The organism is Actinokineospora auranticolor, from assembly GCF_002934265.1.
In the GTDB taxonomy this organism is placed as follows: Bacteria; Actinomycetota; Actinomycetes; order Mycobacteriales; family Pseudonocardiaceae; genus Actinokineospora; species Actinokineospora auranticolor.
This window is the reverse complement of the sequence record NZ_PTIX01000001.1, coordinates 73,884-85,749: the sequence shown is the minus strand read 5'-3', so window position 1 is coordinate 85,749 and position 11,866 is coordinate 73,884. Positions and strand designations below refer to the sequence as shown.

At 71.8% G+C, this 11,866-nt stretch carries 9 protein-coding genes; 3 read left to right on the top strand and 6 right to left on the bottom strand.

Annotation, left to right across the window (positions count from 1 at the left end; genetic code table 11):
- Positions 1-42 precede the first annotated feature (42 nt).
- The 4 genes from CLV40_RS00405 to CLV40_RS00390 are packed head-to-tail and all read right to left on the bottom strand — an operon-like array spanning position 43 to position 3,335.
- A complete protein-coding gene (locus tag CLV40_RS00405) occupies positions 43-573 on the bottom strand; it encodes a hypothetical protein (RefSeq protein ID WP_104475783.1) in 531 nt (176 codons plus the stop codon).
- Positions 570-1,661, bottom strand: coding sequence for a hypothetical protein (locus tag CLV40_RS00400; protein WP_245930896.1), 1,092 nt, complete (start codon positions 1,659-1,661; stop codon positions 570-572). The genes CLV40_RS00405 and CLV40_RS00400 overlap by 4 nt, the downstream gene beginning before the upstream one ends.
- Positions 1,662-1,677: 16 nt before the next feature.
- Entirely contained in the window at positions 1,678-2,079 is a 402-nt protein-coding gene (locus tag CLV40_RS00395) for a FixH family protein (RefSeq protein ID WP_245930894.1), read from the bottom strand.
- Positions 2,076-3,335: a hypothetical protein gene (locus tag CLV40_RS00390; RefSeq protein WP_342752232.1), complete on the bottom strand. Its 1,260-nt coding sequence runs from the start codon at positions 3,333-3,335 to the stop codon at positions 2,076-2,078. Before CLV40_RS00390 ends, CLV40_RS00395 begins: the two co-directional genes overlap by 4 nt.
- A 1,355-nt stretch (positions 3,336-4,690) precedes the next feature.
- Between CLV40_RS00390 and CLV40_RS00385 the strand changes: the two genes are divergently transcribed.
- Together CLV40_RS00385 and CLV40_RS00380 are read left to right on the top strand one after the other, a co-directional pair.
- Positions 4,691-5,842: a sensor histidine kinase gene (locus CLV40_RS00385; RefSeq protein ID WP_104476686.1), complete on the top strand. Its 1,152-nt coding sequence runs from the start codon at positions 4,691-4,693 to the stop codon at positions 5,840-5,842.
- 13 nt (positions 5,843-5,855) lie between these two features.
- Complete coding sequence (locus CLV40_RS00380; RefSeq protein WP_104475781.1) at positions 5,856-6,503, top strand: response regulator; 648 nt, start codon at positions 5,856-5,858, stop codon at positions 6,501-6,503.
- 3 nt (positions 6,504-6,506) lie between these two features.
- Here the strand turns inward: CLV40_RS00380 and CLV40_RS00375 are convergent, their stop codons facing one another.
- Entirely contained in the window at positions 6,507-8,066 is a 1,560-nt protein-coding gene (locus CLV40_RS00375; RefSeq protein ID WP_104475779.1) for an amidohydrolase, read from the bottom strand.
- 120 nt (positions 8,067-8,186) lie between these two features.
- Positions 8,187-10,424, bottom strand: a complete 2,238-nt coding sequence (locus CLV40_RS00370; protein WP_104475777.1) for a terpene synthase family protein — start codon at positions 10,422-10,424, stop codon at positions 8,187-8,189.
- 207 nt (positions 10,425-10,631) lie between these two features.
- On the opposite strand from CLV40_RS00370, the gene CLV40_RS00365 reads away from it, so the two are divergent.
- Complete coding sequence (locus CLV40_RS00365; RefSeq protein WP_245930892.1) at positions 10,632-11,813, top strand: MFS transporter; 1,182 nt, start codon at positions 10,632-10,634, stop codon at positions 11,811-11,813.
- The last annotated feature ends 53 nt before the right edge of the window (positions 11,814-11,866 follow it).

The following is an 11,866-nucleotide window of genomic DNA, read 5'->3' as shown; positions in this document are numbered from 1 at the left end:
GGAGGTGGTCGGCACGGGCCGGGCGAACCTGAGGAAAGCTCCCTACCGGGTGGCGGTCCGGTTGCGGTGTCGGCGCCAGGCGATGGCCAGGAACGCGACGAGGCCGATCAGCGGCAGCGTGCTCAACGCCCAGCTCAGCCCCATCGGCGGACCGGGCTGCGCCAGCACCTCCAACCCGGTGAGCGTGCCCTCGCCCGGTCCCTGGGGGCCTTCGAGATGGAACCCGAACGTGTAGTCGCCTGCCACGGGCATGGCCCGGATGTCGAGACCCCACACGTCGCGCTTGCGCGGGTGCCGGGCCAGCGGCTCGTCCCAGGCGACGTCCGGGGCCGCGGCCGGGACGACGGTGAGGTACCCGGACTTGCCCTCGAGCCCCCCGTCCGGGGCGAAGGTGAAGTCCAACGACTGCATGGCCCGCACGGGCCAGGTGCTGAACCCGACCACCACCCGGTACGGCCCGGCCTGCACGGTCTCGGTGTGCACGACGTTGACCGGTTCGTAGGCCAGGGCCGCCGGGGCGGTGCCCACGAGCAGCGCCGCTGTGGTGACCGCGGCGGCGATGGTGCGCTTCACGATGCCTCGCTCTCGTCGGTGGGGAAGCCCTTGGCGTGGCGCAGCGCGCCGCCGAGGCGGGTGCCCGCGTGCCCGGCCAGCAGGCCGAGCACGGCCCCGGCGAGCGCGGTCGGCAGCAGCCTGCTCACCGCCGGGGTGGGGAAGTCGTAGACGATCGAGTTCTGCACGACCTGCAACCCGGCGACCAGCGCGCCCGCGACGGCACCCGCCAGCGCCGGGGCCCAGCGGGCGCGGGCGGTCAGCAGCGGGTGGACCAGCAGCGCGGCCGGGATCAGCACCATGGGCATCAACGCGGGCATGACCGGCACGCCGTCGACGTAGTCGCGCAGCGGCAGGCCCACCGCGTCGGCGTAGACCTCGGCGGCCCACGGGGAGAACCACCAGCTCACCGCCTGGACGACGGCGAGCGCGGCGGCGACCAGCACGCCGCCGAACCGGGTGAACGCCGCGCCGGTGGCGACGATGAGGACCATCAGCCCGGCCATGGCCACGTGCACGGCGTTGACCGGCCTGCTGATGGTCTCGAACGCCACGACCGTGATGGTGCTGAACGCGGCCAGCACGGCCAGCGAGACGATCGCGCCGATCCGACCCCACCGCTGGTCCACGGCCGCGGCGAAGACGACGACGGTGCCGACGAGGGTGGCCATGACCGAGGTCAGCAACCCGATGTGCGGCGGCGAGTCGATCACGGCGTCGAACCCGTAGAGGCCGTGCCACCACTGGTCCCACAGGCCGTAGAGCAGGAACGACGCGGCGCCGCAGCCCGCGACGAGGTAGCCGAGCGGGGCGGTGAACACCCGGCCGAACACGCCGACGGGGGCACCGCCGACGGCCGGGTCGGTCGGCCTGCCCGCGCGGCGGGCGGCGGTGGTCATGAGGACGGCGGTGAGGCTGGCCAGTCCGGAGACGGCGCTGCCCGCGTAGAGGAAGAGGTGCGGGAGGGTGAAGAAGGTGTCGGGTCCGACGTCGGTGTGCCACTGGACGTCCCAGGTCAGCCCGATCAGGGTGAGCAGCCCCCCGGTCAGCAGGGCGGCGGCGGGCGGCAGGGCGCGGATCTCCCTGGTGGTCGGGACATCGTGGTCCACTTCGGTCTCCTTCCGGTCAGATCACGAGGGTGAAGACGGCGTGCTCGCTGGCGCGGTCCCGGCGGACCGTGACGGTCAACTCCCACAGGCCCGCCATCGGCAGGTCCGTGGGGTCGGCCCGGTAGTGCCCGGGTGCGGCGGCGGTGGCCGGGACCGGGGTGAGCGCGTGCCCCATGTCGGCCATGACGGGCTCGACGGTCACCTCGTCGGCCACGACCGGCGCCCCGGCCAGGTCGGTGACCTCGACGAGCACGGCGTTCCCCCCGATGCGCGGCGAGTCGACGGTGAGCCGGACGGCGTAGCTGGCGGTCCCGGCCGTCAACTCGACCGGCTTGTCCCGGGTCGTCCAGATGACGGCGAAGACGGCGACGAGCGCGACGACGACGCCCGCGAGCAGGGCTTTCCCCCGGGGCTTCACCGGGGGCTCCCGCCGGGGGCGACGTCGACGACGGCGGGGAGGGTGAGGATCCGGTAGTCGCGTTCGGCCTGGAACCAGAGCCGGTAGCGGCCGGGGGTGGGAAAGGTGAAGGTGAACGAGACCTTGGCGGGGTAGGCGGCGACGCTCTCGTCGGGTTGGCCGCCCGCCATGGGGCTGGTGAGGGCGTGGGCGTGGGCCCAGAGGGTTTCGCCGGGGCCGACGAGGATGAGGTGGCCGCGCATGCCGAGCCAGGGTTGCAGGTCGTCGGGGCCGCCGAAGTCGGCGGTGAGCGTCGCGGGTCGGCCCGCGACCGGCGCGCCGGTGTCGACCTTGCCCGTGTTGTCCACAGTGGACTTTTGGGAGGTGCCCGGCGCGACTTCGACCTCGGCCCGGATCTGCTGCTGCCCGCCGCCCGCGCGGGCGATCTCGGCGGCCATGGCGTGCCTGCCGGGTTCTGCTGGCTTGTAGAGGATGCGGTACCGCCCCGGACCGACGCGCATGGGGTGGACGTGGGTCGGCGTGCCGTTGGGACTGATGATGGCGAGGTGGACGAGGGCGCCGTGGTGGACGAGGAGGTCGTCGACCGGCCGTCCGGTGGCCGCGTCGTACCAGTCCAGCGAGAGCCAAACGCCTTGCCCCGCTTTGGCTTCGCTGTCCGGGGTCACCGCGAGCGCCACGGGAGGGCGTCCGGTGTCCACGACCGCTTTCGGCCCGACCGTAGCGGAGAGCAACGCCGCGGTGATCCCGACCGCCACCGACGCGACAACTCCAGCCGCGGGCACCAGCGCTTTCCGGCCGCCGCGCGGGGCCATCACGAGTGCGGCGAGCAGGAAGACCCCGGCCGCGACGAAACCGCCGAACGCGGTCCGTTCCCAGGCGGGTGTGATCCGCTCGGGCACGGTGAACGGGATGCGGGCCACGTGGGTACCGTCGTCAAGCTCGAGTTCCCAGGCGCCGAAGCGGTCCACGGACAGGGACACCCCGACCGGACCCGGTTGCCGCAGCTCGACGGCCGCCTCACTCACCGCGCGGGCGCCGGTCGGAACAGCCCGCACCCTGATCACCCCACCGGGGTCCCCGGCGTGGGCCACCACGTCGACGCGCAGCGGTGCAGGCGCGCCGTCGGTCCGCCGGATCACCACGGTCAACTCGCGCTCCCCCACCGTCTGCGCCACGTGCAGGTCGGCCCCGACTGGCCCACCGTCCGCCGCGGCGGCGGTTGTTCCCCCGAGCAGCAGCAACACCAGAGCGACCACCAGTCGCACCCCTGTCCCCACGGTCGAAGACGCTATCGCCGACCACGGCACCGGATCGTCACGGCAGGAGGGGATTCGTGATCCCCCGCAAGGGGGACACCCCGCTCAGGGTCACCACGGGGTCACCCCGAGTTGTCCCCGGCCTTGATCGTCTTCTCGCGAAATTGTCGGTGGCTGTCGGTAGAATGGATGTCGGGGGCCGGAGGCATCGATCATCGTTCGATCGTTGCCACCCGCCGCCTTCCCGCCGGCGGCACCGCTCTCGCTGGGTTCGCGGCGGCGAGCGGGGGCCGATCGGGATGCCGTTGGTTGCATCTCGAGTTGTCCACAGGCTCGCTGTTGATCTTCCGGTTCTGTCGGTCCTCGTCGCTAGGATGGACATTGGGGGCCGGAGGCATGCGTTGATCATCTTTGTGCTGCGGGGGTGCCGGTTGGAGCCGTGGCTGGGTTGATCGGTCCGGCTGTTCGCGGAAAAGATGCGCGGCCTCGATTGAGTGAACTTGCTTTGCGCGGGGCCCCTACGGACCTGCGGTGGGGAAGAGCGGTGGGGATGGGCAAGCCCACCCCACCCGCCGGGAAGCTTGGCAGGTTCGTCCCCCCACGCAAAGCAAGCCCACCCAATCAAGGCGTGTGGCAGGGGCGCGTTGCGTTCTGCGGGGGCTGGGATCCTGCGGCGGTTTCGGGATGGGTCCCGTACGGCCGTGTTGGGTTGGGTGGGGGTTGGGATCCTGCGGCGGATTCGGAGTGGGTCCGGTACAGCCGCGCTGCCTTCGGTGGGAGCTGGGATCCTGCGGTAATTATGGGGTGGGTCCGGTACAGCCGCGTTGCGTTCTGCGGGGAGAGGGATCCTGCGGTGGTTATGGGGTAGAGCCGGTACAGCCGCGTTGCGTTCGGCGGGGATAGGGCTTCTGCGGTGACTGGGCTTCTGCGGCGGTTTCGGGGTGGCCAGGGAAGAGCCGAGACGAACCGAATGTCGTGGCGGGAACACGTTGCGTCGAGTGCGAGCTGGGCTCAAGCGACGGTTGCGGGGTGGGTTGACGGAAGGGCGGGGTGGGTGACACCGGTCGAGCGGCGGTGGGAGCGGTGGGTTCCGGCAAGGCGGCGAAGCATCGACAGCGGCAGGTGGCAGGCGATCCACTGCGGCCGCCCACACTATCCACAGGCTTGATCGTCTTCGGCCGGAACTGTCGGCCCCCTTGGCCCGAATGGATTTCGGGGGCCGGAGGCGCGCCATGATCACGCAAGCCCCCCACCTCCCCGGATCAGAGCCGGTGCGCCACTCTCAACACCCGCAGCCGTGGACGTGAGGTATGTCCGGGTTCCGCAGGCCCACCCGGGTGAGTCAAGCTGTGCCCGTGTTGAACACGGCGGTGGCGCTGCGGCGCCAGGCGTGGTTGGTCGCGGCGGTGTGCGTCGTGGCCGATGTGGGGTTTCTCGTCATGGGGTGTCCCAACCTGTTCGTCGGGTGGCGGGGTTGGGCGGCCATCGCGGTCACCGTCGCGGCCGATCTGCTGCTCGCGGGTCCGGCCCGCTACGCCGGTGCCGTCGCCCTCGTGCACGGGCTCGCCGAGGCGTTGACGCCGGTGGTGTGGCAGCTCGACTTCGGTGGGCCCAACCAGGTCGGCGTCCTCGTCGCGGGCTACCGCGCAGGCGCGTGGCTGGGGACGCGCGAGGCGTTGTTCGCGCTGGCCTTCGTGGCCACCGGGTTGGCCACCGCGCGCTTCTTCTACGGCACCGACTGGCGGCTCTCGGTCCTGCACATCCTGGCCACCGGCCTGCTCCCCTGGCTGGTCGGCCGCAACACCACCGCGCGCCGGGGGTACATCGCCGGGCTCGAACACCTCGCCACCCGTCGAGCGGCGGAGGAGCGGGAGGCGGTTCGGCGGGCGGTGGCGCGGGAGCGGACCGACATCGCCCGGGACCTGCACGACGTGATCTCCCACCACGTCAGCGCGATCAACATCCACGCGGGGGCGGCGCGGTTGGCGTTGCCCGTCGACGAGTCCCGCCCGGATACCGTGCGGGTGTCGTTGACGGCGGTCGAGTCCGCCAGCCGCGCCGCCATGGCGGACCTCCGACGGCTCCTCGACGTCCTGCACCGCGGCGAGGAGAGCACCCAACCCGGCCTCGCCGACCTCGACGACCTGGTCGCCGTCGTCCGCGAGGCGGGCTTACCCACCCGCGTCGTCACGTCCGGCGACCTCGCCACGGTCCCCCAGTCCGTCGACATCGCCCTCTACCGGGTCACCCAGGAAGCCCTGACCAACGCCCTGCGCCACGGGCACGGCGGCTCCGCGACCCTCACCATCGACCGGACCCCGGCCGAGATCACCCTCTCCGTCACCAACGACATCACCCGGTCCGCCTCGAACGGCGCCACCGGCCACCGCGGCCTCACCGGGATCCGCCACCGCACCGCCATGTTCGGCGGCCGCACCGACTGCGGCCCGAACCCAGACGGTCTCAAGTGGACAGTCAAGGTGTCAATCCCGTTGGAAGCCAACTAAAAGAGGGGGAACAGTGGCGGTAGAGGTGCTGTTGGGCGACGACCACGCGATGTTCCGGTCCGGGATGCGTGCCGTGCTCGACACCCAGGACGACCTCGACTGCGTCGCGGAGGTCGGCGACGGCGCCGCCGCCGTCCGCGAGGTGGCGCGGCTGCGGCCGGACGTCGCGGTGCTCGACGTCCGCATGCCCCAACTCGACGGGCTCGCCGCGACCGAGGCGATCCTGGCCGACCCCGCCAACCGGACCAAGGTCCTCGTGCTGACCACCTACGACCTCGACGAGTACGTCTACCGGGCACTGCGGGCGGGAGCCAGCGGGTTCCTGCTCAAGAGCCTGCCACCGGAGGAGCTGATCGCCGCGATCAGGGTCGCCGCGCGCGGGGACGCGTTGATCGACCCGTCCGTGACGAAGCGGCTGGTGTCGCGGTTCACGGCCAGCCTGCGGCCCGACGACGCCGAGCCGGACCGGTTGACGTCGCGGGAACGAGAGGTGTTGCTCCTCGTCGCGGACGCGTTGAGCAACGCGGAGATCGCGGCGGAGCTGCACATCGGCGAGGAAACGGTGAAAACGCACGTCTCACGCGTCTTGGCCAAGCTCGGCCTCCGCGACCGGGTGCACGCCGTCGTCTACGCGCACCGCCACGGCCTCATCCGGCGGTAGCGCTCACCACAGCCGCGCGCCCGAAACCACCTCACCACCCACCACAGTGGACACAACCGCGATGTCGCCAACGCTGGGCGCCCCCACCGGGTCCTCCCCCAGCACCACCAGGTCCGCCCACTTCCCGGCTGTCAGACTGCCCAGCTCCGACTCCAGGAAACAGGCGCGCGCGGCGTCGATCGTGTACGCCCGCAACGCTTCCTCGACGGTCACCCCCTCCTCGGGGCCGACCACGTTCCCGCGCTCGGTGCGACGGTTCACCATGAACTCGATCGACCGCAGCGGCGCGCCCGCCGTCACCGGGCGGTCCGAACTCCCCACCAGCGCCACGCCGTGGTCGAGGAACCCGCGACCCCGGTAGAGCCAGTCCGCGCGCGACTCGCCCATGATGGCCGCGTAGTCGTCGCCCAGGTAGTACAGGAAGTTCGGCTGCACCACGGCCGTCACACCCAGCGACGCGAACCTCGGCAGCTGGTCCGGGCGCACCGCGCCCGCGTGTTCGATCCGGTGCCGGGTTCCCTCGCGCGGGAACGCCTTTTGCGCTGCCGCCAACGAATCCAGCGCCAGGTCGACGGCCCGGTCACCGATGGCGTGCACGGCCAGCTGCCACCCCGCCCGGTGTCCGTCGACGATCAGCGACCGCAGCACGTCCGGGTCGTCGTAGAACTGTCCACTGTGGTCCAATCCGACGTAGGGCGCGGTCATGGCGGCTGTTCTGGCCATCATCCCGCCGTCGGTGAAGATCTTCAGCGCGCCCAGCGACAGCCGCGGGCCGCCGAACCCGGTGGTCAGGCCGAGGTCCATGGCCCGGGGCACCTCGTCCGAGGGATGCGCGCCCGGGTCGCGCAGCAACGTCCCCGCGACCATCAGCTGCACCCGGATCGGCAGGTCCGCGCGCTGGTAGGCCGCGGCCTCGATGGGGCTGTGCGTGATCAACCCGCCGCCGACACCGGCCTCCGCGACCGTCGTCACCCCCTCGGACAGGCACACCGAGGCCGCGCGACGAAGAGCGGAAGTCAACTCCCCCAGGGAATACGGTTGGCGCAACGCCCGCACCGCCGCCATACCGCCCTCGGCGAGAAAACCGTCCACATGCGACGCACCAGCGGGCAGCGCGGCCAGCACCGGCCCGTTCACGACGCACGCGTGCCCCGAGTCGTGCAGGACGAGCACCCGCCGCCCGGCCGCGACGCGGTCCAGCTCGGTCGAGGTCAGGTGCCGCCCCAGCGGCCGCTGGTCGTAGCCGACGACGTCGAGCCACTCCCCCGGCGCTACCGCCGCAGCCGCGTCCCCGATCGCGGCCAGCACGTCGTCCACCCGGGCGCACGGCGCCACCGACACCGCCCCGGCCCGCAGCCCGGTCCAGGCGAGGTGGACGTGCGCGTCGAGGAACCCCGGCAGCACCGCGGCCCCACCGAGGTCGACCTCCTGCCGCGCGGGCAGCCCGTCGACCTCCTCGTCGAGCCCGACGACCCGACCGCGCCACACCCCGAGGCGGGTGGCCAGCGGCCGGGCCGGGTCCATCGTGCGAAAGGTCGCGTTGACCAGGCGGAGGTCCAGCACCCCCTCACCCTAGGGGCTGCCGCCGGCGCGGACTGGGCCGATCCGCGTGGGGGCGACGGGACAGTCGCGCGGTCGACTTGGCCACCCGCACAGTTGACTCGAAGGCAGAACCAGGGTGGATCACCCGACCGCGACGACCTTGCGCGGTGTGATCCGGGCGGCGGCGGTGCCGAGGCCGTGGGGGCCGCGCAGTTCGCGGAGACCGACCTCGGGGTTGCCGGGGCTCTCCGGGTAGTGCCGCAGCAGGTCGGCCTGGGTGTAGCGGCGGCAGCCCTCGTGCCAGGCGAGGATGCCGGAGAGCCAGTTGCGCAGCTCCTCCGCGTACCCGGTGAGCGTGGTGCGCGCGTCCTCGTCGAGGTCGAAGTCCTCGAACAGGGCGGGTAGGCCGGTGGCCACGACGTGCTCGAACTCGCGCATCCGGCTGTCCATGAGGTCGCCGACGATGGCCATCGCGGTGGCGGAGTCCGTGTCGAAGAAGTTGCGCACGACCAGCACGATGTTGTGCAGCTCGCCCTCGAACTGGATCTCCTTCTGGTAGGAGAAGATGTCGTTGATCATGCAGGCGTAGTCCATGGCGGCGTTCTCCATGGCCAGCACCGGACGGCTGCGGTAGACCTCGGGCGGCACGGTGCGGCCGTGGCCGATGCGCGAGAGGCTCATGGTCAGCTCGGAGCCGAAGGTCTTGCGCCGCATCTCGATGTAGTCGACCGGGTCGGGGATGCGGTTCTGCAGCTGGTTGCCCATCTCCCACAGCCAGCTGTCGGCCATCTCCTCGATGGTGCGGCGGAACTGGGCGCGGGCATCGGGCGCCATCGGCCCGGCGGTGCGCTGCCACAGGTCGTGCAGACCGTGTTCGAGCGCGTTGGCCGGGGTCGGGGTGGGCTCACCGTTGACGGGCATGAACTGGGAGAACCGCTCGGTCAGCAGCTTCGCCCCGGTGATGTCCCCGGTGCGGCCGAACACGACGGGGTAGTAGTCGTCGCCGTAGGTACCCCAGGCCAGCCAGCCGGAGGTGATGTCGAGCTGCTCGGCGGAGGCGTCGGGGTGGATGCCGGACGCGCACAGCGGCAGGTCGTAGTCGCGCAGCTTCACCTCGTCCCACAGCTCGGGGAGCTCGTCGACGATGCCGACCCGCTTGCCCCAGTCGACCAGGTTCTCCCGGGCCTCCTCGAGGTGCGGGTTGCTGCGCACGGGGAACGGCATCCGCAGGTCGGGCCGCTTGACCTGGCCGACCCGCTCGTACGGGACGTGGCTGAACGACCGCGCGCGCTGCCGGTACGTCGACAGCAGCGAAGGCACGATCCGGGCGGCGGACGTGCCCAGTCCGAGCGGGCCGCGCAGCAGGTCCGAGCCGGGTCCACCACCGTTCATGTAGCGGCTGGACCGCATGTGCCACTCGTGGCCGCCGGACTGCCAGTCCTGCAAACCCTTGATGTACGCCAGCACCCCGAGGCGTCCGGCCGGGTCGATGGCGTGCTCCTCGAGCAACGGCGGGACCTCGGTGACGGCGGTGTGCTCGAACTGGTGCAACCGCGAGGTCAGCAGGTCGTTCACGGCCTCCGCCGCGGCCTGCGTGTCGATGCCCAGGAACTTCTCGAACACCAGGACACCGTTGCTCAGCTCGCCCTCGTCGAGCACTTCCCGCTCGTACGAGAACAGGTCGTTGCGCAGGTGGACGCCGTCGGCGAAGGTGTCGCGCAGGACGTGCATCGGCCTGCTCGCGGAGATCGCGGCGGGCACCTGGGCGCCGACGGCGTGCTCGATGAGGTTGGCCGACCACGGCGCGCCGCCGACCTTGCGGCGCATCTCGATGTACTCCAGCGGGTTGGAGACGCGCTCCTCGCTGATGTTGGCCAGCTCCCAGAGGGACTCGTCGAGCAGGTTCTTGGTGCTCTCGACGAACCGGCCGCGCCAGTCGGCGGACATCGCTGGCGTGGTGCGGTTCCACAGGTCGGCCAGCCCGGCCTCGACGGGGTTCGTCGGGGTCTCGGTGATCGGCCCCTCGACGGGCATGAACAGGCGCAGCCGGTCGAGGTACGCGCGGGCGCCGGGGATGTCGCGGGTGCGCTTGAACAGTTCCAGGAAGTGGTCGTCGAAGTAGAAGACCCAGACGTACCAGTCGGTGATCAGGTCCAGCTCGGGGCCGTCGCAGTCGGGGTGCGTGTACGCGCAGAGCAGCGCGTAGTCGTGCGCGTCGAGGTCGGCCTCGGACCAGATGGTGGTGCCGTGCTGCGGGACGTCGACCATGTCCATCGCGCGCGCCCACCGCTTGCTGTGCAGGCGGGCCTGTTCCAGGTTCGGGTTCAGCCGGGCCGGGTAGGGCATGTAGAACTCCGGCAGCTGGAACGGCTGCGGCATGGGCGGCCCGGCCTCTCTGGGGTGTTCCCCGACGGTGTTGGTCTTGGTGACCTGGGACGCGGTGAAGAGAACCAGTGCGCGACGGTGTGCGCCAAGGGGCCACGGGGGAATCCACCCGATCGGGAATTGCCGACCGGTTCCGGACACGACCGGTGGTCACCGGAAACCGGGTGGGGATGATCGGACCACCTCGGTAGGGTCGGTCGGGTGGCGGTGCGGACGACGGTGGACACCCGGGCCCGGGCGGCGGTGGCGGGGGTGTTCCTCACCAACGGCGCCCTGTTCGCGGCGGTGGTGCCGCGGATCCCCGAGATCAAGGACGACCTGGGCCTGTCCAACGCGGCCCTCGGCACGGCACTGGCGGCGATGCCGCTCGGCGCCCTGCTGGCCGGGCTGTTCGCCTCGACGGTGATCCGCTGGTGGTGCTCGTCGCGGGTCGCGACCCTGGGCATCGTCGCGCTGGCGGTGGCCACGATCGGCATCGCCCTGGCGCCGAGCTGGCTCGCGCTGGCGGCGGCGCTGTTCGCGGCGGGCGCGCTGGACTCGATCGTGGACGTCGCGCAGAACACCCACGGCATGCGCGTGCAGCGCCGCTACGGCCGCTCGATCGTCAACTCCTTCCACGCGCTGTGGAGCATCGGCGCGGTGACGGGCGGCCTGATGGGCGCCGCGGCGGCGGGGTTGGGGGTGCCGGTCCTGGTGCACCTGGTGGTGGCGGGCGCGCTGTTCAGCGCGGTGGCGGTCGTGTGCTTCCGGTTCATGCTGCCGGGCGACGACGACGAGGAGCGGACCGAACCGGCGGTCGCCCCGGGCAGGCGCCGGTTCCCGGCCGCGGTGGTCCGGCTCGTCTTGGCGTTCGGTGTGCTGTCCGCCTGCGGGGCCTTGGTCGAGGACGCGGGTTCGTCGTGGGGCGCGGTCTACCTGTCCGGTTCCCTCGGCACGGGCGCGGCGACCGCGGGCATGGCGTACGTGGCCCTCCAGGTGGCGATGACGACCGGCAGGCTCTTGGGCGACCGCGTCACGGACCGCTTCGGCCAGGAACGAGTTGTCCGCTTCGGCGGCCTGCTCTCCGCCGCGGGCATGGCCCTCGCGCTGGCGTTCCAGACGGTGCCGACGACCCTGGGGGGCTTCGCGCTGGCCGGCCTGGGCGCTTCGACGCAGATCCCGGCGGCCATGCACAGCGCGGACGAGCTACCGGGGCTGCCGTCGGGCCTGGGGTTGATGGTGGTGAGCTGGATGCTCCGGGTCGGCCTGCTCGTCTCGCCCCCGCTGGTGGGCCTCCTCGCCGACGCGACCAGCCTGCGCGTGGCCCTGTTGACCGTGGTGGCGGCAGGCGCGGCCACGGCACTCCTGGCCCGAACCCTGCGCGGCGTGGCACCACAGCACTGACACGCTCCTCCTCCACACTCCCCGTCTTCACCCTCTCTTCTTTGCTTGCCCTT